At 70.9% G+C, this 25,162-nt stretch carries 20 protein-coding genes; 14 read left to right on the forward strand and 6 right to left on the reverse strand.

Annotated elements, in window-relative coordinates:
- The first annotated feature begins 8 nt into the window (after positions 1 to 8).
- From IGS69_RS20470 to recQ, 14 genes are all read left to right on the forward strand, one after another.
- Complete coding sequence (locus IGS69_RS20470; RefSeq protein ID WP_030610600.1) at positions 9 to 563, forward strand: NuoB/complex I 20 kDa subunit family protein; 555 nt, start codon at positions 9 to 11, stop codon at positions 561 to 563.
- Positions 560 to 1,300: an NADH-quinone oxidoreductase subunit C gene (locus IGS69_RS20475; RefSeq protein WP_190901924.1), complete on the forward strand. Its 741-nt coding sequence runs from the start codon at positions 560 to 562 to the stop codon at positions 1,298 to 1,300. Before IGS69_RS20470 ends, IGS69_RS20475 begins: the two co-directional genes overlap by 4 nt.
- Complete coding sequence (locus tag IGS69_RS20480) at positions 1,297 to 2,619, forward strand: NADH-quinone oxidoreductase subunit D (RefSeq protein WP_142160732.1); 1,323 nt, start codon at positions 1,297 to 1,299, stop codon at positions 2,617 to 2,619. The genes IGS69_RS20475 and IGS69_RS20480 overlap by 4 nt, the downstream gene beginning before the upstream one ends.
- The gene (nuoE, locus tag IGS69_RS20485) at positions 2,616 to 3,476 is read left to right on the forward strand and encodes an NADH-quinone oxidoreductase subunit NuoE (protein WP_190901926.1); all 861 of its coding nucleotides are present in this window, start codon (positions 2,616 to 2,618) and stop codon (positions 3,474 to 3,476) included. The genes IGS69_RS20480 and nuoE overlap by 4 nt, the downstream gene beginning before the upstream one ends.
- On the forward strand, positions 3,476 to 4,822 hold the full coding sequence (nuoF, locus tag IGS69_RS20490; protein ID WP_385863291.1) for an NADH-quinone oxidoreductase subunit NuoF: 1,347 nt from the start codon (positions 3,476 to 3,478) through the stop codon (positions 4,820 to 4,822). Before nuoE ends, nuoF begins: the two co-directional genes overlap by 1 nt.
- Positions 4,819 to 7,320: an NADH-quinone oxidoreductase subunit G gene (locus tag IGS69_RS20495; RefSeq protein WP_190901930.1), complete on the forward strand. Its 2,502-nt coding sequence runs from the start codon at positions 4,819 to 4,821 to the stop codon at positions 7,318 to 7,320. The genes nuoF and IGS69_RS20495 overlap by 4 nt, the downstream gene beginning before the upstream one ends.
- 20 nt (positions 7,321 to 7,340) lie before the next feature.
- Entirely contained in the window at positions 7,341 to 8,717 is a 1,377-nt protein-coding gene (gene nuoH / locus IGS69_RS20500) for an NADH-quinone oxidoreductase subunit NuoH (RefSeq protein ID WP_190904574.1), read from the forward strand.
- Positions 8,710 to 9,375: an NADH-quinone oxidoreductase subunit NuoI gene (gene nuoI, locus IGS69_RS20505; RefSeq protein WP_190901932.1), complete on the forward strand. Its 666-nt coding sequence runs from the start codon at positions 8,710 to 8,712 to the stop codon at positions 9,373 to 9,375. The genes nuoH and nuoI overlap by 8 nt, the downstream gene beginning before the upstream one ends.
- The gene (locus IGS69_RS20510; RefSeq protein WP_190901934.1) at positions 9,372 to 10,214 is read left to right on the forward strand and encodes an NADH-quinone oxidoreductase subunit J; all 843 of its coding nucleotides are present in this window, start codon (positions 9,372 to 9,374) and stop codon (positions 10,212 to 10,214) included. The genes nuoI and IGS69_RS20510 overlap by 4 nt, the downstream gene beginning before the upstream one ends.
- The gene (nuoK, locus tag IGS69_RS20515) at positions 10,211 to 10,510 is read left to right on the forward strand and encodes an NADH-quinone oxidoreductase subunit NuoK (protein ID WP_003992252.1); all 300 of its coding nucleotides are present in this window, start codon (positions 10,211 to 10,213) and stop codon (positions 10,508 to 10,510) included. The genes IGS69_RS20510 and nuoK overlap by 4 nt, the downstream gene beginning before the upstream one ends.
- Positions 10,511 to 10,525: 15 nt before the next feature.
- Positions 10,526 to 12,490, forward strand: coding sequence for an NADH-quinone oxidoreductase subunit L (gene nuoL / locus IGS69_RS20520; protein WP_190901936.1), 1,965 nt, complete (start codon positions 10,526 to 10,528; stop codon positions 12,488 to 12,490).
- Between the two features lie 5 nt (positions 12,491 to 12,495).
- Positions 12,496 to 14,067, forward strand: a complete 1,572-nt coding sequence (locus IGS69_RS20525) for an NADH-quinone oxidoreductase subunit M (RefSeq protein WP_190901938.1) — start codon at positions 12,496 to 12,498, stop codon at positions 14,065 to 14,067.
- On the forward strand, positions 14,064 to 15,713 hold the full coding sequence (nuoN, locus tag IGS69_RS20530) for an NADH-quinone oxidoreductase subunit NuoN (RefSeq protein ID WP_190901940.1): 1,650 nt from the start codon (positions 14,064 to 14,066) through the stop codon (positions 15,711 to 15,713). Before IGS69_RS20525 ends, nuoN begins: the two co-directional genes overlap by 4 nt.
- A gap of 209 nt (positions 15,714 to 15,922) precedes the next feature.
- Positions 15,923 to 18,070 (forward strand): DNA helicase RecQ, encoded by a 2,148-nt coding sequence (recQ, locus tag IGS69_RS20535; protein ID WP_190904575.1) that lies wholly within the window; start codon positions 15,923 to 15,925, stop codon positions 18,068 to 18,070.
- Between the two features lie 48 nt (positions 18,071 to 18,118).
- Here recQ and IGS69_RS20540 read toward each other — a convergent pair whose 3' ends face one another.
- From IGS69_RS20540 to IGS69_RS20565, 6 genes are read right to left on the reverse strand one after another with little or no spacing between them, the layout of a single operon-like run.
- Complete coding sequence (locus IGS69_RS20540) at positions 18,119 to 20,941, reverse strand: fumarate reductase/succinate dehydrogenase flavoprotein subunit (RefSeq protein WP_232543594.1); 2,823 nt, start codon at positions 20,939 to 20,941, stop codon at positions 18,119 to 18,121.
- Between the two features lie 11 nt (positions 20,942 to 20,952).
- Positions 20,953 to 21,783 (reverse strand): ABC transporter ATP-binding protein, encoded by an 831-nt coding sequence (locus tag IGS69_RS20545; RefSeq protein WP_190901942.1) that lies wholly within the window; start codon positions 21,781 to 21,783, stop codon positions 20,953 to 20,955.
- A complete protein-coding gene (locus IGS69_RS20550; RefSeq protein WP_190901944.1) occupies positions 21,767 to 22,639 on the reverse strand; it encodes an ABC transporter permease in 873 nt (290 codons plus the stop codon). The genes IGS69_RS20545 and IGS69_RS20550 overlap by 17 nt, the downstream gene beginning before the upstream one ends.
- Positions 22,636 to 23,982, reverse strand: coding sequence for an ABC transporter substrate-binding protein (locus IGS69_RS20555; protein ID WP_190901946.1), 1,347 nt, complete (start codon positions 23,980 to 23,982; stop codon positions 22,636 to 22,638). Before IGS69_RS20555 ends, IGS69_RS20550 begins: the two co-directional genes overlap by 4 nt.
- 15 nt (positions 23,983 to 23,997) lie before the next feature.
- Positions 23,998 to 24,225: a 4Fe-4S dicluster domain-containing protein gene (locus IGS69_RS20560; RefSeq protein ID WP_003992261.1), complete on the reverse strand. Its 228-nt coding sequence runs from the start codon at positions 24,223 to 24,225 to the stop codon at positions 23,998 to 24,000.
- Between the two features lie 33 nt (positions 24,226 to 24,258).
- Positions 24,259 to 25,047 (reverse strand): GntR family transcriptional regulator, encoded by a 789-nt coding sequence (locus IGS69_RS20565; protein ID WP_190901948.1) that lies wholly within the window; start codon positions 25,045 to 25,047, stop codon positions 24,259 to 24,261.
- Between the last annotated feature and the right edge of the window lie 115 nt (positions 25,048 to 25,162).

Genomic DNA, 25,162 nt, shown 5'->3' on the forward strand with positions numbered 1-25,162 from the left:
CACACGTCATGGGACTCGAAGAAAAGCTGCCGAGCGGCTTCCTGCTGACCACCGTCGAGCAGGCCGCGGGCTGGGTGCGCAAGGCCTCGGTCTTTCCGGCCACGTTCGGCCTCGCCTGCTGTGCCATCGAGATGATGACCACCGGCGCGGGCCGCTACGACCTGGCGCGCTTCGGCATGGAGGTCTTCCGGGGCTCGCCGCGCCAGGCGGACCTGATGATCGTCGCCGGCCGGGTCAGCCAGAAGATGGCGCCGGTGCTCCGGCAGGTCTACGACCAGATGCCGAACCCCAAGTGGGTGATCTCCATGGGGGTCTGCGCCTCGTCGGGCGGCATGTTCAACAACTACGCCATCGTCCAGGGCGTCGACCACATCGTGCCGGTCGACATCTACCTCCCCGGCTGCCCGCCCCGGCCGGAGATGCTCTTGGACGCGATCCTCAAGCTCCACCAGAAGATCCAGAGCTCCAAGCTCGGCGTGAACGCCGAGGAGGCGGCCCGCGAGGCGGAGGAAGCGGCGCTCAAGGCGCTGCCCACCATCGAGATGAAGGGGCTGCTGCGGTGAGCGACGCGAACGGCAACGGGGTCAACCCCGAGAAGGACCTCTCCGCGGAGAACCTCCCGGGCCAGCGCGGCCAGGGCGGTGAGGAGATCCGCGTCCAGCGCGGCATGTTCGGAGCCGGCAACGGCGGAGACACCTCCGGCTACGGCGGCCTGGTCCGCTCGGTCCGGCTCCCGGGACCGGCGAGCCGCCCCTACGGCGGATGGTTCGACGACGTCGCCGACGAGCTGGAGGGCGCCCTGGAGGAGCAGGGCCTGGTCCCCGGCAACGCCATCGAGAAGACGGTCGTCGACCGCGACGAGCTGACCTTCCACATCGAGCGCGAACACCTCGTCCGCGTCGCCCGCACCCTGCGCGACGACCCGGCCCTGCGCTTCGAACTGTGCACCGGCGTCAGCGGCGTGCACTACCCCAACGACAAGGGCCGCGAGCTGCACGCCGTCTACCACCTGCGGTCGATCACCCACAACCGGGTGATCCGCCTGGAGGTCAGCGCCCCCGACAGCGACCCGCACATCCCGTCGCTGTTCGAGGTCTATCCGACGAACGACTGGCACGAGCGCGAGACCTACGACTTCTTCGGAATCGTCTTCGACGGTCACCCGGCCCTGACGCGGATCATGATGCCGGACGACTGGCAGGGCTTCCCGCAGCGCAAGGACTACCCCCTCGGCGGTATCCCCGTCGAGTACAAGGGCGCCCAGATCCCGGCTCCGGACCAGCGGAGGTCGTACTCATGAGCACTTCCCACGCCTCCCCTCGGGAGACGACCGAGGGCACCGTCTACACGGTCACCGGCGGCGACTGGGACGAGGTCGTCCAGTCCGCGGCCCGGGCCGACGACGAGCGCATCGTCGTCAACATGGGCCCGCAGCACCCGTCCACCCACGGTGTGCTCCGCCTGATCCTGGAGATCGACGGCGAGACCGTCACCGAGGCCCGCTGCGGAATCGGTTATCTGCACACCGGCATCGAGAAGAACCTCGAATACCGCACGTGGACGCAGGGCACCACGTTCGTGACGCGCATGGACTACCTGACGCCGTTCTTCAACGAGACGGCGTACTGCCTCGGCGTCGAGAAGCTCCTCGGCATCGAGGACCAGATCCCGGACCGCGCCTCGATCATCCGCGTGCTCCTGATGGAGCTGAACCGCCTCTCCTCGCACCTGGTGTGCATCGCCACCGGCGGCATGGAGCTCGGCGCGACCACGATCATGATCTACGGCTTTCGTGATCGTGAACTCATTCTCGATATCTACGAGCTGATCACCGGCCTGCGGATGAACCACGCGTACATCCGCCCCGGCGGACTCGCCCAGGACCTGCCGCCCGGCGCGGTGGACCAGATCCGCGAGTTCGTGAAGAAGATGAAGAAGAACCTCCCGGAGTACGACAAGCTCGCCACCGGGAACCCCATCTTCAAGGCGCGTATGCAGGACGTCGGCTACCTCGACCTGGCCGGCTGCATGGCCCTCGGCGCGACGGGCCCGATCCTGCGCTCCACCGGCCTGCCGCACGACCTGCGCAAGGCGCAGCCCTACTGCGGCTACGAGACCTACGACTTCGAGATCCCGACCGCGGACACCTGCGACTCCTACGGCCGCTTCCTCATCCGGCTGGAGGAGATGCGCCAGTCCCTCAGGATCGTCGAGCAGTGCCTGGACCGGCTCCAGCCCGGCCCGGTCATGGTCGCCGACAAGAAGATCGCCTGGCCGGCCCAGCTGGCCCTCGGTCCCGACGGCCTCGGCAACTCCCTCGACCACATCAAGAAGATCATGGGCACCTCCATGGAGGCCCTGATCCACCACTTCAAGCTGGTGACCGAGGGCTTCCGCGTCCCGCCGGGACAGGCGTACGCGGCGGTCGAGTCGCCCAAGGGCGAACTCGGGGTGCACGTCGTCTCCGACGGCGGCACCCGTCCCTACCGGGTCCACTTCCGGGATCCGTCCTTCACCAACCTTCAGGCCATGGCGGCGATGTGCGAGGGCGGCCAGGTCGCCGACGTCATCGTCGCCGTCGCGTCCATCGACCCCGTGATGGGAGGCGTCGACCGGTGACCACATCGTCTTCCGAGCGGGGCGTCAGCCTGGGCATGCCCGAACTGCCCGCCCCCGCCTACCCGGACGACGTCCGGGCCCGTCTGGAGACGGACGCGCGCGAGGTCATCGCCCGCTACCCCGACTCCCGGTCCGCCCTGCTGCCGCTGCTGCACCTCGTCCAGGCCGAGGAGGGGCACGTCACCCGCACCGGCATGCAGTTCTGCGCGGACGTGCTCGGACTGACCACGGCCGAGGTGACCGCGGTCGCCACCTTCTACACCATGTACCGCCGCCGGCCGAGCGGCGACTACCAGGTGGGGGTGTGCACCAACACCCTGTGCGCCGTCATGGGCGGGGACGCGATCTTCGAGGAGCTCCAGGAGCACCTCGGCGTCGGCAACGGCGAGACCACCGGCGACGGCAAGGTCACCCTGGAGCACATCGAGTGCAACGCGGCCTGCGACTTCGCGCCGGTCGTGATGGTCAACTGGGAGTTCTTCGACAACCAGACCCCCGACAGCGCCAAGAGCCTCGTCGACGACCTGCGCGCGGGACGGCCGGTCACGCCCACCCGCGGCGCGCGCATGTGCACCTTCAAGGAGACCGCGCGAATCCTGGCCGGCTTCCCCGACGAGCGGGACGGAGCCGTCGAGTCCGGCGGAAGCGCGGGACCCGCCTCCCTGATCGGCCTGAAGCTCGCCAAGGGGGAGGCATCTCCCGCACGCGTGGTGCACCCGCGCGGTGAGGCGGCCCGGAGCGGGGCACCGCACGAGCCGTCACCGACCGAGCACCTGAGCTCGCACGACGCGCCGCAGGACACATCGGCCTCCGACCCGGCCCACCCGGCCGGGCCCACCGCCGAGGAGGGGGAGTGATGACCTTGGCACCCGAGCTGAAAGACATGAGCCCCGAGAAGCTGCTCGCACCGGTGCTGTCGGCCTTCTGGGACGAGGACAAGTCCTGGACGCTGGACGTGTACCGCAGGCACGACGGCTACGAGGGGCTGCGCAAGGCGCTCGCCATGACGCCGGACGACGTGATCGCGTACGTCAAGGAATCCGGTCTGCGCGGACGCGGCGGCGCGGGCTTCCCCACCGGCATGAAGTGGCAGTTCATCCCGCAGGGAGACGGCAAGCCTCACTATCTTGTTGTCAACGCCGACGAGTCGGAGCCCGGGACGTGCAAGGACATCCCGCTCCTCTTCGCGAACCCGCACAGCCTCATCGAGGGCATGATCATCGCGTGCTACGCCATCAGGTCGTCGCATGCCTTCATCTATCTGCGGGGTGAAGTCGTCCCGGTGCTGCGGCGGTTGCACTCGGCCGTGCGCGAGGCGTACGAGGCCGGCTTCCTCGGCGAGAACATCCAGGGCAGCGGACTCGACCTCGACATCACCGTGCACGCGGGCGCGGGCGCGTACATCTGCGGTGAGGAGACCGCACTGCTCGACTCGCTCGAAGGCCGCCGGGGCCAGCCGCGGCTTCGTCCCCCCTTCCCTGCCGTCGCGGGCCTCTATGCGTGCCCGACTGTGGTGAACAACGTCGAATCGATCGCGTCGGTTCCCGCGATCATGCAGCGGGGCAAGGAATGGTTCCGGTCGATGGGGAGTGAGAAGTCGCCCGGCTTCACGCTCTACTCCCTCTCCGGCCACGTCGCCGGCCCCGGCCAGTACGAGGCGCCGCTCGGGATCACGCTCCGCCAGCTCCTCGACATGAGCGGCGGGATGCGCCCCGGGCACCGCCTGAAGTTCTGGACGCCGGGCGGCTCCTCGACCCCGATGTTCACCGACGAGCACCTCGACGTCCCCCTCGACTACGAAGGGGTGGGCGCCGCGGGTTCCATGCTCGGCACCAAGGCCCTCCAGTGCTTCGACGAGACGACCTGCGTGGTGCGGGCCGTCACCCGCTGGACGGAGTTCTACGCACACGAGTCCTGCGGCAAGTGCACGCCCTGCCGCGAAGGGACCTACTGGCTCGTGCAGTTGCTGCGCGACATCGAGGCCGGCAAGGGACAGATGTCCGATCTCGACAAGCTGAACGACATCGCCGACAACATCAACGGCAAGTCCTTCTGCGCCCTCGGCGACGGCGCCGCCTCGCCGATCTTCTCCTCGCTCAAGTACTTCCGCGAGGAGTACGAGCAGCACATCACGGGCCGGGGCTGCCCCTTCGACCCGGCCAAGTCGACGGCCTGGGCCGACCGCACGGAGGTGAACGCATGACCGTGACCACCAGCTCTCCCTCCGGCGGGGAAGCGGCGGTCCCGCCGGAGGACCTCGTGTCGCTGACGATCGACGGCGCGGAGATCAGCGTGCCCAAGGGCACCCTGGTCATCCGGGCCGCCGAGCAGCTCGGCATCGAGATCCCCCGGTTCTGCGACCACCCCCTGCTCGACCCGGCCGGCGCCTGCCGCCAGTGCATCGTCGAGGTCGAGGGCCAGCGCAAGCCCATGGCGTCCTGCACGATCACCTGTACGGACGGGATGGTCGTCAGGACTCACCTCACCTCCCCGGTCGCCGAGAAGGCCCAGAAGGGTGTGATGGAGCTCCTGCTCATCAACCACCCGCTGGACTGCCCGGTCTGCGACAAGGGCGGCGAGTGCCCGCTGCAGAACCAGGCCATGTCGCACGGCGACGCCGACTCCCGCTTCGAGGGCCGCAAGCGGACCTACGAGAAGCCCGTCCCGATCTCCACCCAGGTGCTGCTCGACCGCGAGCGGTGCGTGCTGTGCGCCCGCTGCACCCGGTTCTCCAACCAGGTCGCGGGCGACCCGATGATCGAGCTGATCGAGCGGGGCGCGCTCCAGCAGGTCGGCACCGGCGAGGGCGACCCCTTCGAGTCGTACTTCTCCGGCAACACCATCCAGATCTGCCCGGTCGGCGCGCTGACCTCGGCGGCGTACCGATTCCGCTCCCGCCCCTTCGACCTGGTCTCCTCGCCGTCGGTGTGCGAGCACTGCTCCGGCGGCTGCGCCACGCGCACCGACCACCGGCGCGGCAAGGTCATGCGGCGCCTCGCCGCCGACGACCCCGAGGTCAACGAGGAGTGGATCTGCGACAAGGGGCGGTTCGGGTTCCGGTACGCGCAGCAGCGCGACCGGCTCGAGACGCCGCTGGTGCGCAACGCCGAGGGCGAGCTGGAACCGGCCTCCTGGCCCGAGGCGCTCCAGATCGCGGCCCAGGGGCTGCTGGCCTCCCGGGGCCGCACCGGAGTCCTCACCGGCGGCCGCCTCACCGTCGAGGACGCCTACGCGTACAGCAAGTTCGCGCGCGTGGCGCTCGACACCAACGACATCGACTTCCGCGCGCGCGTGCACAGCAGCGAGGAGGCCGACTTCCTCGCCGCCCGGATCGCCGGGCGCGGCCGGGACCTCGACGGCACGGGCGTCACGTACACCGCGCTGGAGAAGGCCCCCGCCGTCCTGCTCGTCGGGTTCGAGGCGGAGGAGGAGGCCCCCGGCGTCTTCCTGCGGCTGCGCAAGGCCTGGCGTCAGCACGGGCAGAAGGTCTACTCCCTGGCCACGCACGCCACGCGCGGTCTGGAGAAGGCCGGTGGCACGCTGCTGCCGGCGGCTCCCGGCACCGAGACGGAGTGGCTGGACGCGCTCGCGGGCGGCGCCGGCCTGGAGGACGACGGCGCACTCGCCGCCGAGGCGCTGCGCGCCGATGGCGCGGTGATCGTCGTCGGCGAGCGGCTGGCCGCCGTGGCCGGCGGGCTCACCGCCGCCGCGCGCACCGCCTCCGCCACCGGCGCCCAACTGGTGTGGATCCCGCGCCGGGCCGGGGAACGCGGTGCGATCGAGGCGGGCGCGCTGCCGTCGCTGCTGCCGGGCGGGCGCCCGGCCACCGACCCGCGCGCGCGTGACGAGGTCGCCGGCGTCTGGGGCGTCGCGGGCCTCCCGCACCGCTACGGGCGGGACACCGGCCAGATCGTGGAGGCCGCCGCGAGAGGCGAGCTCCAGGCCCTGCTGGTGGCGGGCGTGGAGGTCGCCGACCTGCCCGACCCGGCACGCGCGCGTGCGGCGCTGGACGAGGTGGGCTTCCTGGTCTCGCTGGAGCTGCGGCCGAGCGAGATCAGCCGCAAGGCCGACGTGGTCCTGCCGGTCGCGGCGGTCGCCGAGAAGGCCGGCACCTTCCTCAACTGGGAAGGCCGCATCCGCTTCTTCGAGGCGGCGCTCAAGCCCGACCAGATGACCCGCCGCTCCGCGCCCACCGACGCGCGGGTGCTGCAGATGCTGGCCGACGCCATGGACGTCCACCTCGGACTGCCGGATCTGCGCACCGTGCGCGGCGAGATCGACCGGCTCGGCGCCTGGGACGGCCCGCGGGCCGGCGAGCCGCTGGAGACCGCGGCCGCGCTGCCGCGGCCCGCCGCCGGGGAAGCCGTGCTCGCGGGCCACCGGCTGCTGCTCGACCAGGGCGTCCTCCAGCAGGGCGACGAGGCACTCGCCGGCACCCGGCACGCCGCCCGCGCGCGGGTGTCGTCCGCGACGGCCGCCGAGGCCGGCGTCAAGGACGGCGACCTGCTCGCCGTGACCGGCCCCCAGGGGGTCGTGGAACTCCCGCTCCAGATCAGCGACATGCCGGACCGGGTGGTGTGGCTGCCGCTGAACTCCACCGGCGGCGGCGTCGCCTCCGACACCGGGGCGCGGCCCGGCTCCCTCGTCCGCATCGGCCCGGCGACGCTCGCCGGCGAGGCCCACAAGGAGGTGGAGGCATGAGCCTTCGAGGAGGCGGCGGCATGAGCCCGTACCTCGCCGCTGAAGACCTCTCGATGTTCGGCACCGACCCCTGGTGGCTGGTCGTCATCAAGGCGGTGTTCTGCTTCGCCTTCCTGATGGTGACCGTGCTGGTCTCCATCGTGATGGAGCGCAAGGTCGTCGCCTGGATGCAGCTGCGCATCGGCCCCAACCGGCACGGCCCCTGGGGCATGCTCCAGTCGCTCGCCGACGGCATCAAACTGATGCTGAAGGAGGACGTGATCGTCAAGCGCGCGGACAAGGCGGTCTACGTCCTCGCGCCGGTCATCGCGGCCATCCCGGCCTTCATGGCGATCGCGGTGATCCCCTTCGGCCCGGCCGGCAACGAGATCTCGATCTTCGGCCAGCGCACCACGATGCAGCTCACCGACCTGCCGATCGCGATGCTCTACATCCTCGCCGTCGCCTCGGTCGGCATCTACGGCATCGTCCTGGCGGGCTGGAGCTCCGGCTCGACGTACCCGCTGCTGGGAGGCCTGCGCTCCTGCGCGCAGATGATCTCCTACGAGATCGCGATGGGCGCCGCCTTCGCCTCCGTCTTCCTCTACTCGGGGTCCATGTCGACCTCGACGATCGTCGAGCAGCAGGCCGACCGCTGGTACATCGTGCTGCTGCCGGTCTCCTTCATCATCTACATCGTCACGATGGTCGGCGAGACCAACCGCGCCCCCTTCGACATGCCGGAGTCCGAGGGCGACCTGGTCGGCGGCTTCAACACCGAGTACTCGTCGATCAAGTTCGCGATGTTCATGCTCGCCGAGTACGTCAACATGGTGACCGTCTCGGCCGTCGCCACCACCCTGTTCCTCGGCGGCTGGCGGGCCCCCTGGCCCGTCAGCACCTTCTGGGAGGGCGCCAACCACGGCTGGTGGCCGCTGCTCTGGTTCACGGTCAAGGTCCAGCTGCTGCTGTTCATGTTCATCTGGATCCGCGGCACCCTCCCGCGCGTCCGCTACGACCAGCTGATGAAGCTCGGCTGGAAGGTCCTCATCCCGGTCTCGCTGGTGTGGCTGATGCTCGTCGCGAGCGTGCGGGCCTTCCGCAACGAGGGCTACGACTTCGCCGACATCGCCCTGTACGTGGGCGGCGGCGTCCTCGCCCTGCTGCTGCTCTCCTTCGTCGCCGACATGTTCCGCGAGAAGGCCAAGAAGGCCGAGCAGCCGGCCGAGACCCCGGCCGCCTTCGACCCGATGGCGGGCGGATTCCCCGTACCGCCCCTGCCCGGACAGGAACTTCCGCCGGTCCCGCGCCGCCGCTCGCGCCGTGAGCGGGAGCTGATTGTCAGTGGTGGGCCCGATACTCAGAGTGACGAATCTCTGGGCGGATCTACGGATGGAAAGGAGGCGTCCGATGGCTGAGGAACTCGAGCGTTCGAAGGCCGAGGAACCCAAGGACACCAAGCCCGGTTTCCAGAACCCCGTGGCCGGCTTCGGCGTGACCTTCAAGGCCATGTTCAAGAAGCGGCTGACCGAGCAGTACCCGGAGCAGCAGAAGACCACGGCTCCGCGTTTCCACGGACGGCACCAGCTCAACCGCCATCCGGACGGCCTGGAGAAGTGCGTCGGCTGCGAACTGTGCGCCTGGGCCTGCCCCGCCGACGCCATCTACGTGGAGGGCGCGGACAACACCGACGAGGAGCGCTACTCGCCGGGCGAGCGGTACGGCCGCGTCTACCAGATCAACTACGCCCGCTGCATCCTGTGCGGCCTGTGCATCGAGGCCTGCCCCACCCGGGCGCTCACGATGACCAACGAGTTCGAGCTGGCCGACTCCAGCCGGGCCAACCTCATCTACACCAAGGAGCAGCTGCTCGCCGGTCTGGAGGAGGGCATGGTCGACTCGCCCCACGCCATCTACCCGGGCACGGACGAACAGGACTACTACCGGGGCCTGGTCACGGAGGCCGCGCCCGGCACGGAGCAGCAGGTCGCCCACTCCAAGGGCGAGGTCGTGCAGGAGGCCGACTCCACCTTCGGCGGGAGCGAACCCGCCTCGGAGAAGGTGATCGGCCGATGACCGCCCAGCTCGCCGCCTACTCCACCTCCACCGGAGAGGCCGTCCAGTTCTGGATCCTCGGCACCGTCGCGGTGATCGGCGCCCTGTGCACCATCCTCATGAAGAGGGCCGTGCACAGCGCGCTCTGCCTCGCCGGCACCATGATCGTCCTGGCGGTGTTCTACCTCGCGAACGGCGCCTACTTCCTGGGCGTCGTCCAGATCGTCGTCTACACCGGCGCGATCATGATGCTGTTCCTGTTCGTGGTGATGCTCGTCGGCGTCACCGCGGCGGACTCCCTGAAGGAGACCATCAAGGGCCAGCGCTGGCTGGCCGTGCTCTGCGGACTCGGCTTCGGCGTCCTGCTGATCGGCGGGATCGGCAACGCGTCCCTGACGGAGTTCAACGGCATCGGCCAGGCGAACGCCGGGGGCAATGTGGAGGGCCTCGCCGCCCTCCTGTTCACCAAGTACGTCTTCGCGTTCGAGATCACCGGCGCGCTGCTCATCACGGCCGCCGTCGGCGCCATGGTGCTCACCCACCGCGAGCGCACCGAGCGCGCCAAGACGCAGCGGGAGCTCGCGGTGGAGCGCGTCCGGTCGGGCAAGCAGCTGCCGCCCCTGCCGGCACCCGGTGTGTACGCCCGGCACAACGCGGTCGACATCGCGGGCCTGCTGCCCGACGGCACCCCGTCCGACCTCACCGTCAGCAAGACCCTGCGCGAGCGCGGCCAGATCCGTGACGTGTCGCAGGAGGCGCTCAACGACCTCAAGGCCCTGGAGCAGCGGTCCGAGGAGCGTCTGGAGCGCAGGGCGGTCGGGCCGGCGAAGTTCCAGCGGTCCGAGGAGGCGTCGAAGTGAACCCCGTCAACTACCTCTATCTCGCGGCCCTGCTGTTCACGATCGGCGCCACCGGCGTGCTCATCAGGCGCAACGCGATCGTCGTGTTCATGTGCATCGAGCTCATGCTCAACGCCTGCAACCTCGCGTTCGTCGCCTTCTCCCGGATGCACGGCAACCTCGACGGGCAGATCATCGCCTTCTTCACGATGGTCGTGGCCGCCGCCGAGGTCGTGGTCGGGCTCGCGATCATCGTGTCCCTGTTCCGTGCCCGCCACTCGGCCTCGGTCGACGACGCCAGCCTGATGAAGCTGTAAGGGGTCGGAAGAATCGTGGAGAACCTCATTGCGCTGCTGGTGGCGGCGCCCCTGCTCGGAGCGGCGGTCCTGCTGTGCGGCGGCCGGCGGCTGGACGCCGTCGGCCACTGGATCGGCACGCTGTTCGCGGCCGTCTCCTTCGTGCTCGGCCTGGTGCTGTTCACCCACATGCTGGGGCAGAGCGCCGAACACCGCGAGATGTCCCAGCACTTGTTCAGCTGGATCCCGGTCGGGAGCTTCCAGGCGGACGTCGCCTTCCAGCTCGACCAGCTGTCCATGACGTTCGTGCTGCTGATCACCGGCGTCGGATCGCTGATCCACCTGTATTCCGTCGGGTACATGGAGCACGACGAGCGGCGCCGCCGCTTCTTCGGCTATCTCAACCTGTTCCTCGCGGCGATGCTGATCCTCGTCCTCGCCGACAACTACCTGCTGCTGTACGTCGGCTGGGAGGGCGTCGGTCTCGCCTCCTACCTGCTGATCGGCTTCTGGCAGCACAAGCCCAGCGCCGCCACGGCCGCGAAGAAGGCCTTCCTGGTCAACCGCGTCGGCGACATGGGCCTGTCCATCGCGATCATGCTGATGTTCCTGTGGTTCGGCACCTTCGCCTTCGGGCCGGTGCTCGGCACCCACACGGAGGCCGGGCTCGCCGGTGCCGCCGGTGAGGACAAGCTGACCGCGATCGCGCTGATGCTGCTCCTCGCCGCCTGCGGCAAGTCCGCCCAGGTGCCGCTGCAGTCCTGGCTCGGGGACGCGATGGAGGGCCCGACCCCGGTCTCGGCCCTCATCCACGCCGCGACGATGGTGACGGCGGGCGTCTACCTGATCGTCCGCTCCGCGGCCGTCTTCAACGGCGCCCCGGACGCGCAACTGGTCGTCACCATCGTCGGTGCGGTCACGCTGCTGTTCGGTGCGATCGTCGGTTGCGCGAAGGACGACATCAAGAAGGCCCTGGCCGGCTCGACCATGTCGCAGATCGGCTACATGATCCTCGCCGCCGGCCTCGGCCCCATCGGCTACGTCTTCGCGATCATGCACCTGGTGACGCACGGCTTCTTCAAGGCCGGCCTGTTCCTCGGCGCCGGCTCGGTCATGCACGGCATGAACGACGAGGTCGACATGCGCCGCTACGGCGGACTGCGCAAGTACATGCCGGTCACCTTCGTCACCTTCGGCCTCGGCTACCTGGCCATCATCGGCTTCCCGGGCCTGTCCGGCTTCTTCTCCAAGGACAAGATCATCGAGGCGGCGTTCGCCAAGGGCGGCACCGAGGGCTGGATCCTCGGCGCCTGCGCCCTGCTCGGCGCGGCCATCACCGCGTTCTACATGACGCGCGTGATGCTGATGACGTTCTTCGGCGAAGAGCGCTGGCGCAACGCCCCGACGCCGTCCCCGGCCAGCCCGGACGTGGAGCCCGCCGCCGAGACGCGCGGCGAATACACTCCGCCGCACCCGCACGAGTCGCCCAAGGTCATGACGATCCCGATGATCGTGCTGGCCGTCGGGTCGGTGGCCGGAGGCGCGTTCTTCAGCATCGGCGACCGCTTCATGCACTGGCTGGAGCCCGTCACCGGCCACAGTCACGGCAACCCGCCGATCAGCGCGGGTGTGGTCACCGGCGCGACCGTCGCCTGCATGGTCATCGGCGTCGCCATCGCCTGGGCCCAGTACGGCCGCCGCCCGGTCCCGGCCGTCGCCCCGCGCGGCTCGCTGCTCACCCGGGCGGCCCGGCGCGATCTGCTCCAGGACGACTTCAACCACGTCGTCCTGGTCCGCGGCGGGGAGCACCTCACGCGGTCCCTGGTCTACGTCGACCACACCCTGGTCGACGGCGTCGTCAACGGCACGGCGGCCTCGGTCGGCGGCCTCTCCGGGCGGATGCGCAAGCTGCAGAACGGCTTCGTCCGCTCCTACGCGGTCTCGATGTTCGGGGGCGCGGCGGTCATCGTCGCCGCGACCCTGCTGATGAGGGCGGTCTGATACCGATGTCCTTTCCTCTGCTGACAGCGACAGCGGCGCTCCCGGCCGTCGGGGCGATCGCCACGGCCGCCGTACCGGCCGCGAAGCGCACCGCCGCCAAGTGGCTGGCGCTGCTCTTCTCGCTCGCCACGCTCGTCCTGGCGATCACCGTCCTGGTCCGCTTCGACCCGGACGGCGACCGCTACCAGCTCACCGAGTCCCACGCCTGGATCGCCGACTTCGGTGTCCGCTACGAACTGGGTGTGGACGGCATCGGCGTGGCGCTCATCGCGCTCACGGCGCTGCTGATCCCGTTCATCATTCTCGCGGGCTGGCACGACGCCGACCCCTTGGAGACCGGCAGCAGCCGGTGGCGGCCGACGCAGGGCTTCTTCGCCCTGATCCTTGCCGTCGAGGCGATGGTGATCCTCTCCTTCGAGGCCACCGACGTCTTCCTCTTCTACATCTTCTTCGAAGCCATGCTGATCCCGATGTACTTCCTCATCGGCGGCTTCGGGGACCGTGCCCACGAGCACGGCGAGAAGGCGGCGGCGACCCAACGCTCGTACGCTGCCGTCAAGTTCCTCCTCTACAACCTGGTCGGCGGTCTGATCATGCTGGCCGCGGTGATCGGCCTGTACGTGGTCGCCGGGAACTTCTCGCTCCAGGAGATCGCCGAGGCCCGCGCCAACGGCACGCTCGACATGGCGACCAGCACCGAACGCTGGCTGTTCCTCGGGTTCTTCTTCGCCTTCGCGGTGAAGGCGCCGCTGTGGCCGCTGCACACCTGGCTGCCCAACGCCATGCAGGAGTCCACCGCCCCGGTCGCCGTGCTCATCACGGCGGTCGTCGACAAGGTCGGCACCTTCGCGATGCTCCGCTTCTGCCTCCAGCTGTTCCCGGAGGCCAGCAAGTGGGCCACGCCGGCCATCCTCGTCCTCGCCCTGATCAGCATCATCTACGGGGCGCTGCTCGCGGTCGGCCAGCGGGACATCAAGCGGCTGGTGGCGTACGCGTCGATCTCCCACTTCGGCTTCATCATCATGGGCATCTTCGCGATGACCAGCCAGGGCCAGTCCGGCGCGACGCTCTACATGATCAACCACGGCATCTCGACAGCCGCGCTGATGCTGGTGGCGGGCTTCCTGATCTCCCGGCGCGGCTCGCGGCTCATCGCCGACTACGGCGGAGTGCAGAAGGTCGCCCCGGTGCTCGCCGGCATGTTCCTGATCGGCAGCCTCGCGACCCTGTCCCTGCCGGGGCTGGCACCGTTCGTCAGCGAGTTCCTGGTCCTGGTCGGCACGTTCACGCGCTACCCGGTGATCGGCATCATCGCCACCTTCGGCATCGTCCTCGCCGCGCTCTACACCCTCGTCCTCTACCAGCGGACGATGACGGGCCCGGTGAAGCCGGAGGTCTCCGCGATGCCGGACCTCAGGATCCGTGAGATCGCGGTCGTCGCCCCGCTGGTCGTCCTGCTGATCTTCCTCGGCGTCTACCCGAAGCCCGTCACGCAGATCATCGATCCGGCGGTCAAGCAGACCCTGTCCGACGTCCAGAAGAAGGACCCCCAGCCCGAGGTGGAGGCGGCCAAGTGAGCGCAACAGCCGTCCACAGCCTGTGGACAACAGCGGCCGATCCGATCACCAAGATCGACGCGCCGACGTTCGAGTACGGCCAGCTGTCGCCGACCCTGATCGTCGTCGGCGCGGCGATCCTCGGGATCCTGATCGAGGCGTTCGTCCCGCGGAAGTCGCGGTACTACGCCCAGATGTTCGTCTCCGTCGTCGCCCTCGCGGCCGCCTTCGCCGCGGTCGTGGCGCTCGCGGCGGACGGGTACGGCACGACCAAGGCACGCATCGCGGCGATGGGCGCGATCGCCGTCGACGGACCGGCCCTGTTCCTCCAGGGCACGATCCTGCTGGCGGCCCTGGTGGGCCTGTTCACCTTCGCCGAGCGGCGCCTGGACCCGGAGGCGCACGGCAACCGCGTCGACTCCTTCGCCGCGCAGGCCGCGTCCGTCCCGGGCAGCGAGAGCGAGAAGGCCGCGGTCAAGGCCGGGTTCACCACCACCGAGGTGTTCCCGCTGCTGATGTTCGCCGTCGCCGGCATGCTGATCTTCCCGGCGGCCAACGACCTGCTGACGCTGTTCGTGGCGCTGGAGGTCCTCTCCCTTCCGCTGTACCTGCTGTGCGCGCTGGCCCGCCGCAAGCGGCTCATGTCGCAGGAGGCGGCGGTCAAGTACTTCCTGCTCGGCGCCTTCGCCTCCGCGTTCACGCTGTTCGGCATCGCGCTGCTCTACGGCTACGCGGGCTCGATGTCGTACGCGACGATCGCGCAGGTCGTCGACGGCACCGTGCAGGACGTCAACCCGGCGCTCGCCGGCACTATGGGCAACGACGCGCTGCTGCTGATCGGCGCCGCGCTGCTGGTCATGGGCCTGCTGTTCAAGGTGGGCGCGGTGCCGTTCCACATGTGGACGCCGGACGTGTACCAGGGCGCGCCGACGCCGGTGACCGGCTTCATGGCGGCGGCGACGAAGGTGGCGGCGTTCGGCGCGCTGCTGCGGCTGCTCTACGTCGTGCTGCCGGGCCTGCGCTGGGACTGGCGGCCGGTCATGTGGGCCGTGGCCATCGTCACCATGCTGGGCGGTGCGATCGTCGCGATCACGCAGACCGACATCAAGCGGCTGCTGGCGTACTCGTCGATCGCGCACGCCGGGTTCATCCTCGCGGGTGTCATCGCGACCACGCCCGACGGTGTCTCGTCGGTGCTGTTCTACCTGGCGGCGTACTCGTTCGTGACGATCGGCGCCTTCGCGGTGGTCACGCTGGTGCGCGACGCGGGCGGTGAGGCGACACACCTGTCCAAGTGGGCGGGGCTGGGCCGGCGTTCGCCGCTGGTGGCGGCCGTGTTCGCGGTGTTCCTGCTGGCCTTCGCGGGCATTCCGCTGACGTCCGGGTTCGCCGGGAAGTTCGCCGTGTTCAAGGCGGCGGCGGAGGGCGGGGCCGCCCCGCTCGTCGTCATCGGTGTGATCTCGTCGGCGATCGCGGCGTTCTTCTACATCCGCGTCATCGTGCTGATGTTCTTCAGCGAGCCGCGGCCGGAGGGCCCGACGGTGGCCGTGCCGTCGCCGCTGACGATCACGGCGATCGGGGTCGGCGTGGCGGTCACGCTGGTCCTCGGTGTGGCGCCGCAGTACTTCCTTGACCTGGCGGGCCAGGCGGGCGTCTTCGTCCGCTGACGTCCGCGTACGGCTGCGTGGGGTCCGGTCTCCTTCGGGGGCCGGGCCCCACGGCGTTTCCGGGCGGGCGGCTGTCGTGCCGAGTCAGGTCGAACGAAGGTACGGGTACCGCCTTCGCCGGGCGGGACCTGTGGATAACTCCGGGGCTGTCGGTGCGGGCGCCTATGGTGGACGCAGTGGTCGAGGCGCGACGCACGGGGGACGCAACGATGGGCGCGACGGGCGGGACGGGTGTGATGACGGAACTGGACGCGGTGACCGGAGCCGGGGCGACCGGGGCCGGGTCGGCCGGTGCCGGGGTCGGCGCGGGCAGTGGTCCTGCCGGGCCCCTCGGCGCCGACGCGAGCGAGGCGCTGGCCGCGCTGCACCGGGTCTTCGGGTACGAGGCCTTCCGCGGCGAGCAGGAAGCGGTCATCGAGCATGTGGTGGCGGGCGGCGACGCCGTCGTGCTCATGCCCACCGGTGGCGGCAAGTCGCTGTGCTACCAGATCCCGTCCCTGGTCAGGCCGGGCACGGGTGTGGTCGTCTCCCCGCTCATCGCCCTGATGCAGGACCAGGTGGACGCACTGCGGGCGCTGGGCGTGCGGGCCGGGTTCATGAACTCCACGCAGGACTTCGACGAGCGGCGGATGGTGGAGGCCGAGTTCCTCGCCGGCGAGCTGGACCTGCTGTACCTGGCGCCGGAGCGGCTGCGGCTGGGGAGCACGCTCGATCTACTCTCCCGCGGCAAGATCTCCCTCTTCGCGATCGACGAAGCGCACTGCGTCTCCCAGTGGGGCCACGACTTCCGGCCCGACTACCTGGCGCTGTCCCTGCTCGGCGAGCGCTGGCCGGACGTGCCGCGCATCGCGCTGACGGCGACGGCCACGCACGCGACGCACCAGGAGATCACCGAGCGGCTGCACATGCCGGCGGCCCGGCACTTCGTGGCGAGCTTCGACCGGCCCAACATCCAGTACCGGATCGTGCCCAAGGCCGACCCGAAGAAGCAGCTGCTGAGCTTCCTGCGCGAGGAGCACGCGGGCGACGCGGGCATCGTCTACTGCCTGTCGCGCAATTCGGTGGAGAAGACCGCCGAGTTCCTCAGCCGCAACGGCGTCGAGGCGGTGCCGTACCACGCGGGCCTGGACGCGGGCACTCGCGCGGCCCACCAGTCCCGCTTCCTGCGCGAGGACGGCCTGGTCGTGGTGGCGACCATCGCCTTCGGCATGGGCATCGACAAGCCGGACGTCCGTTTCGTCGCCCACCTCGACCTGCCCAAGTCGGTCGAGGGCTACTACCAGGAGACGGGCCGGGCCGGCCGCGACGGGCTGCCGTCGACGGCCTGGATGGCCTACGGGCTGAACGACGTCATCCAGCAGCGCAAGCTGATCCAGTCCGGGGAGGGCGACGAGGCCTTCCGGCGCCGCGCCCAGGCCCACCTGGACTCGATGCTGGCACTGTGCGAGACGGCCCAGTGCCGCCGGGGCCAGCTGCTCGCCTACTTCGGCCAGGACCCCGACCCGTCCGGCTGCGGCAACTGCGACACCTGCCTGACCCCGCCGGAGACCTGGGACGGCACCGTCGCGGCGCAGAAGGCCCTGTCCACGGTGGTCCGGCTGCAGCGGGAGCGCGGGCAGAAGTTCGGCGCGGTGCAGATCGTCGACATCCTGCTGGGGAAGCGGACCGGCAAGGTCATCCAGTTCGACCATGACCAGCTGTCCGTGTTCGGCATCGGCGAGGAGCTCACCGAGGGCGAATGGCGGGGCGTGATCCGGCAGTTGCTCGCCCAGGGGCTGCTCGCGGTGGAGGGCGAGTACGGCACGCTGGTGCTGACCGAGGCCAGTGGGGCGGTGCTGCGGCGGGAGCGGGAGGTGCCGCTGCGCAAGGAGCCCAAGAAGCCGGTGGCCTCCCGGTCGGGGTCCTCGTCGGGCTCCGGGCGGGGCGAGCGCAAGGGCAAGGCTGCTGCCGCCGAGCTGCCCGAGGAGCTGGTGCCGGCCTTCGAGGCGCTGCGCGCCTGGCGCGCCGAGCAGGCTCGCGAGCAGGGCGTCCCGGCGTATGTGATCTTCCATGACGCCACGCTGCGGGAGATCGCCACGGTGTGGCCGACGTCGGTGGGGGAGCTCGGCGGCATCAGCGGGGTCGGCGAGAAGAAGCTCACCACATACGGGGAGGGTGTGCTGGAGGTGCTCGCGTCGCTGGGCGGGCCGGCCGGTTCCGCCCCCGCGGGCGACTCGTCCCCGGCCCCGGCAGCGTCCGGCCAGGGGCCGGCTCACGCCGCATGCCAAGGACCGGCTCACGCCCCGGGTCAGGACGCGGGCGAGCCGGATCACTGGCCGGAGATGGACGAGGAGCCGGAGCCCGACGACTGGATATAGACGCCTGGCTCCGGCCGGATCACCGGGATCGGCGACCTGCCGGGGCGGTCACAGCGCCCGTCCCGCGTACGCCCTGACATCCGCGTCGGAGTCCGTCGTCGCCGTGGCGAGCGCCGCCCGGGCCTCCTCGGTCCCGCGGTGCCGGGTCAGTGCCAGGACGGCGGCCTTGCGGACGTCGGCGTTGGGGTCCGCCAGGACCTTGGCGAGCGCCGGGACGGCCGCCTCGGGGTCGGCGACCGACAGGGCGGTGGCAGCGCCGGAGCGGACCTGCCAGGCCGTCTCGGACAGGGCGGCCACGGCGCGTGCGGTGAGGGGCGCCGGGCAGCCGGTGGTGCCGAGTGCTCCGTAGGCCGCGGCCCGCACCAGGGCATCGGAGTCGTCGAGGAGGCCGGTGAGGGCCGCTTCGATGGCGCCCGCGGCGGGATCAACGGCGGCAGGGGCGTCAGCCGCGAGCCGCTCCGCACCCACCGTGGCGAGGCCCTTGGCGATCGCGACCCGGACCTCGCGGGAGGGGTCGGAGAGCGCCGCGCGGGCCAGTTCGCCGGCGGCGTCGACGGACACCAGGGCGCGTACGGCCTCGATGCGGACGGCGATGTCGGAGTCCGCGAGGGAGTGCGCGAACAGGGCGGCGTCCCCGAGGCGCAGGGCGCGCAGGACGTCCAGGGCCGCGGCGCGCACCACCTGGTCCGGCTCGGCCAGGGCGGCGGCGAGACCGTCGCGCAGGTCGGGCTCGGCCGGGAGCGTCTCGACCAGCTCGCGCAGTGAGGCGGCGGCGGCCGCACGCACCTCGGCGGCGCTGTCGCGCAGGGCGGCGGCGAGGGCGGTGCCCGTCCCGGGCGGGAGCGTCTCGGTGAGCACGGCGACGGCCTCACGGCGGACGGCGGCCACGGGGTCGGCCAAGTAGGGCCGGAGGGCTTCGAGTTCGGGCTCCTCCTCGGCAAGGGCGACGAGTTCGAGGAGACGGGTGGCGGACTGCTCGTCGGAGGGCGCGGCGGCCGAAGGCCGCGGTGGCGGGACCGGCTCCGTCGTCGCGGCAGCCGCCCCCGCGGCCGCCGCGACCGGGGCCAGGTCACGTGAGCCCGCTGTGGCCACCTGCTCGGCGTGGACCTCGCCGAGGGCACGGGGCGGGCCGCCGACGGGGTCGAAGCCGTCGACAGGAACGAGATAGGGAGCCACGGGACGGGCCGTGAACTCCATCGCACCAGAGGGGGACTTGTGCAGATCGAGATGGTGGAACCAGGACGCGTCGTCGCGCTGCGGATGGTCGAGGCGGTCGTGGTAGAGGCCCCAGCGGGACTCCGTGCGGGCCAGGGAGGAGCGGGCGGCCATCTCCGCGCAGTCGCGGATGAAAGTGACCTCGGCGCAGCGCATCAGCTCGTGCGCGGTGCGCGCGCCCATCCCGGCGATGTCGGTGTGCATCCGCTCGAAGGCCTCCAGGGCCAGCGACAGCCGGGCGCCGGACTTGGGCGGGGCGACGTAGTCGTTCACGAAGCGGCGCAGCTTGTACTCGACCTGGGGCTGCGGCGGGCCGTCGGGGTTGCGCAGCGGGCGGTAGATCAGCTCGTGCGCCTCCCGCAGCTGATCGGACGGCAACTCGCCCGCGTAGGCCCGGTACCGGGACGCGTCCGCGCCCGCCAGGTCTCCGAAGACGAACGCGCCGATCATGTAGTTGTGCGGCACGCAGGCCAGGTCGCCGGCGGCGTACAGCCGGGGGACGGTGGTGCGGGCGTGCTCGTCCACGCGGACGCCGGAGGCGGAGTGGCCGCCGCACAGGCCGATCTCGGAGATGTGCATCTCGATGTCGTGGGTGCGGTAGTCGTGGCCTCGGCCGGAGTGGAAGGTGCCGCGGGTGGGCCGCTCGGTGGAGTGCAGGATCGTCTCCAGGGCCGAGACCGACTCTTCGGGGAGGTGGCTCAGCTTCAGGTAGACGGGCCCCCGGTCGGAGGCCACCTCGGCGGCGAACTCGGCCATCATCTGGCCGGACCAGTAGTCGGAGTCGACGAAGCGCTCGCCGTGCCGGTTGACCTGGTAGCCGCCGAAGGGGTTGGCGACGTAGGCGCAGGCCGGGCCGTTGTAGTCCTTGATCAGCGGATTGATCTGGAAGCACTCGATGCCGGTGAGCTCGGCGCCCGCGTGGTAGGCCATGGCGTAGCCGTCGCCCGCGTTGGTGGGGTTCTCGTAGGTGCCGTAGAGATAGCCGGAGGCGGGCAGGCCGAGACGGCCGCAGGCGCCGGTCGCGAGGATCACCGCGCCCGCGCGGACCTGCACGAACTGCCCCGTACGGGTGTTGAAGCCAGCCGCTCCGACGGCCCGCCCGTCCGCCGTGAGGACCCGCACCGGCATCACCCGGTTCTCGATGCGGATCCTCTCCCGCATCTCGCGCCGCCGCAGCTGCCGGTAGAGGACCTTCTTGACGTCCTTGCCCTCCGGCATCGGCAGCACGTAGGAGCCGGAGCGGTGGACCTGGCGGACCGCGTAGTCGCCGTGCTCGTCCTTCTCGAACTTCACGCCGTAGGACTCCAGCCGCTGCACCATGCCGAAGCCGCGGGTGGCGGTCTGGCGGACGGTGGACTGGTCGACGATGCCGTCATTGGCGCGGGTGATCTCGGCGACGTAGTCGTCGGGTTCGGCGCGGCCCGGGATGACCGCGTTGTTGACGCCGTCCATGCCCATGGCGAGCGCGCCGGAGTGGCGGACGTGCGCCTTCTCCAGCAGCAGCACGTTCGCGCCGTGCTCGGCGGCGGTCAGCGCGGCCATGGTGCCGGCGGTGCCGCCGCCGATGACCAGGACGTCGCAGGTCAGTTCCTCGGCGTCGGCGAGGGACGGGACGGCCAGGGGGGTGTCCGCAGGGGGGTTCACGGAGGTGGTCACCGGGGTGCCTTTCACGTACCGAGCGAGGTGAGGACGTCGCGCCGCAGGGCCACGCGCGCCGGGTCGTCGTGCGCGCCGCGCTCGCGCGGGCGGGGGATGTCCCGGACGGCGACGAGGCCGCCCGCGCCGAGCAGGGCCACGCGGTCGCCGAGGAACAGGGCCTCGTCCACGTCGTGGGTGACGAAGACGACGGTGGCGCCCGTGCCCTGGAGCACCTCCACCAGCAGGTCCTGCATGCCCGCCCGGTTCTGCGCGTCGAGCGCGCCGAACGGCTCGTCCATCAGGACGGCGCGCGGGCGCCCGGCCAGGGCGCGGGCCAGCTGGACGCGCTGGCGCTGCCCGCCGGAGACCCGATGCGGCAACTGCCGGGCCTGCGAGCCGAGTCCGACCCGTTCGAGCCAGGCCCGGGCCTCCTCGCGGCGTTCGGCGCGGGGCACGCCGCGGATGGCGAGGGGCAGTTCGACGTTGGCGCGCAGGGTGCGCCAAGGGAGCAGGGCGTCCTCCTGGAAGACCAGGGCCCGGTCGGCCGAGGGGCCGGTCAGCGGGTGTCCGTCCTGGGCGATCTCGCCCGCGAGCGGCGCCAGCAGGCCGGCCAGGGTGCGCAGCAGGGTCGACTTGCCGCAGCCGGACGGGCCGACGACGGTGAGGATCTCACCGGGAGCGACGTCCAGGCCGACCTTGTCCAGGGCGGGCGCGCCGGGGCGGCCGAGGGAGGCGCCGGTGAGGGTGAGCCGGGTGCCGCGCACCGGGGTGCCGGGGGCGGTCCCGGGGGCCGTCTTGGGCGAGGCGTCCTTCACATCCCCGGCCGGGGTGTTCGAGACGGTCTCAGACGAGGTGCTCATCGCGTGCCTCCTCGGATCGGGTCCCGCCGGGGGCGGTCGTGGCCGGTGCCGGTGTCAAGGACCGGTCGGCCCGGGGCGGCCGGGCCCCGGGCACGTACGCGGTGCGGGGCAGCCAGCGGGTGAGCCGGCGGCCCAGGAGTTCCACGGCCGTGGAGGTGAGCCAGCCGAGGACGCCGATGGTGACCATGCCGACGAACACCCCGGGGTAGTCGACGACCGTGTAGTCCTGCCAGGTGCGGTAACCCACGCCGTACTGGCCGGAGATCATCTCGGCGGAGATCACACAGATCCACGAGACGCCGATGCCGACGGACAGACCGCCGAACACACCGGGCAGCGCGCCCGGCAGCACGACCTGGCCGAGGATCCGATACCGGCCGCCGCCCATGGTGCGCACGGCCTCCTCCCACACGGGGGTCAGGGCACGCACCGCGTGCCGGGTGGAGACCAGGACCGGGAAGAAGGCGGCGGTGCAGGTGATGAAGACGATGCCCTGCTCGTTGGAGGGGAACAGCAGGATCGCGACGGGGACCAGGGCGATGGCCGGGATCGGCCGGATCACCTCCAGCACCGGACCGAGCAGGTCCTCGGCGAGCCGCGAGCGCGCCACGAGCACGCCCGTGGCCACCCCGAGGACGGCCGCCAGCAGGAAGCCGGTGAGGATCCGGGTGAGGCTGTCGGTGAGGTCCGTCCAGTAGTCCGGCCCGGACACCCGGGCGGCGAAGGTCCGGGCCACGTCGGTGACCGCCGGGAACTGCGAGAAGCGCAGCCACAGGTCGACGTTCAGGCTGGTCAGCGCCTGCCACAGCCCCAGCGCGACGGTCAGCGACAGCACGCGGAGCGCGTACCGCTTCACGACGCCCGCTCCAGGGCGTCGGCGTACGGGACGACCCGCGCCCCGCCGTGCCCGGCGACGTACGCCTGAGCGGTGTCGGGGGCGACGAAGGGCAGCAGCTTGTCCCCGTCGGCCACCCACACGGCCTTGTCGGCGAACCAGAGGGTGCCGGTGGTGGTGTCGGGCACGTAGGCGGCGCGCAGGGCGTCGCGGTGTCCGGCGACGTAACGCAACAGCTTGGAGGGGGAGTCGAACGTGACGGTCTTCGAGGCGCCCTTGGGCCAGGCCTCGCTCGCGGCCGGTGCGGGCTTCGTGGCGAGATGCTTGGCGTACGCCGCCGGTCCGAGGGCCTTCTTCACGTACCGGTCGTCGACGAAGGAGTCGACGTCCACGTCGCCGGTGAGCTTCGCCGACTTGAGGATCGACACGTCCTGCTTCAGCGCGGAGACGAGCTGGGGCTTGATGGCCGGGTCGAAGGTGGCGATGCCGTGATCGCCGTTGTAGAGGTAGACGACCTCGGCGGGCAGGCCCGTCGCCTTCGCGACCTTCTCGGCGGCGTCCACCGGGTGGTCGTTCAGGTAGGCGGTCGCCTCCGCCTGGGCCTTCAGGAACGCGTCCAGCACGGCCGGGCGCTTCTTCGCGAAGTCCTCGCGGGCGGTGACGCCGTGGAAGGTGGGCAGGTTCAGCCGGGCGCCGTCGTAGATCGCCTTCGCCTTGCCCTGGAAGGCGAGCAGGCCGGGCCAGGCGACGAACTGGGAGAGCGCGTCCGTGCTGCCCGCCGTGAGCGCGGAGGCGCCGACGGAGGGCTGCTGGTTGAGCTTCTCGATGCCGTCGTTCGGGTCGATGCCGGCACGTTGGAGAGCCCGTACGAGAGTGCCGTCGGCGGCCGAGCCGACGCTCGTGGAGACCTTCTTGCCCTTCAGGTCCTTCAGCGAGGTCAGCTTGGAGCCGGGCGCGGTGACGATGGTGTTGAGGCCGCCGCGCAGGTTGTAGCCGGTGACCGAGACCAGGCGGGTGGGGCTGTTCAGCTGCTTGCCGCGGGCCGCGTTGATGAGCAGCGGGAAGTCACCCATCGAGCCGATGTCTATCTTCCCGGCGGTCATCTGGGCGGTGATGGGGGCGCCGGTGGCGTAGTCCTGCCAGTCCACCTTGTAGTGGACGCCGTCGTGCAGGGAGTTCAGCTGCTTCTCGAAGGCGCCGAGCGAGCGCAGCAGGGTGCCCGCGGTGACGGTGTTGATGGTCCGGGACTGGTAGCCGACGGTGACGGTGACCGTGGAGCCGTTCCCTGCCTCGGCGTCACCGCCGCAGGCGCTGAGCGGGAGCAGGAGGACGGCGGCGGACGTGGCGACGACTGTGCGTTTCATGATGGTTCGGGCCTCTCACCGGAGCAGATAGGGCATGTTGACCGTGACGGCTCCGGTGGGGCAGCGGGCCGCGCACGGGCCGCAGTACCAGCACTCGTCGACATGCATGTAGGCCTTGCCGTTGCGCTCGTCGATGGCGAGGGAGTCCAGCGGGCACATGTCCACGCAGAGCGTGCAGCCGTCGATGCACTTCGACTCGTCGATGGTCACGGGCACGTCGGCCCGCTGGGGCGCCAAGGGCATGGCTGTCTCCAGGATTGTGCGCGAGCGGGGTGGTTACCGGGTCCGGTGCAGCAGGCCGCTCATGGTGATGCGGTCGCCGCGGAAACGAATGAATTCCAGGTCGACCGGGCGGCCGTCCGCGAGGTGGGTGAGGCGTTCCAGCATGAGGACGGCGGCGCCGCGCGGGGCCTCGAGCACGGCGGCCGAGTGGGTGTCCGCGCTGACCGCTTCCAGGGTGATCTCGGCGTGGCCGAGGTGCTGGCCGGTGACGGCTTCCAGGAGGCGGAAGACGTCGGTGTTCTCCAGGTCGGCGCCGAGCAGTTCGGTGCCGATGTCGAGCGGGATGTAGGTGAGGTCGAGGGACAGGGGCAGACCGCCGAGCCTGCGCAGGCGTTCGATGTAGAGGACGTCGGTGCCGGGCGCGAGCCGGAGGCGGTCGGCGACCGGGGCGGGTGCCGGGGCGGGGCCCACGGTACGGACCTCGTTGGTGACCCGCCCGTGTTCGCGGAGGGTTTCCGCGAGGCCCATCAGGCGGTCCAGGCCGTGGGGGTACTTGTGGGCCACGACCACGGTGCCGACGCCGGGCTGACGCTCCACGAGACCCTCGGCCCGCAGCAGGTCGAGCGCCTCGCGGACCGTGTTGCGGCTGGTGCCGTACTCGGTGGCGAGGGTCGACTCGTGGGGGAGCGTGCCGCCGGGGAAGGCGCCGGTGAGCGCCTGCTGGCGGAGCAGGTCGGCCAGTTGCCGGGCCCGGTCGGCGCGCAGCCGTCGCCGCGCGCGGTGGGCGGCGACGGTGGTCGCGGCTCCCTGTCCGGCGTGGTCTCGGATGCGGTCACTGGGCATGGCTCGGACCATACCTATCCGATAGGAAAAGTGGTGTTGCGGGAATGTTGCGCCACCGGGAGTGTGACCTGTTCGACTGCTGAGCTGCGGATTCGGCCGGCCCGTGGGGAGATCT

The organism is Streptomyces tuirus, from assembly GCF_014701095.1.
Classification (GTDB): domain Bacteria; phylum Actinomycetota; class Actinomycetes; order Streptomycetales; family Streptomycetaceae; genus Streptomyces; species Streptomyces tuirus.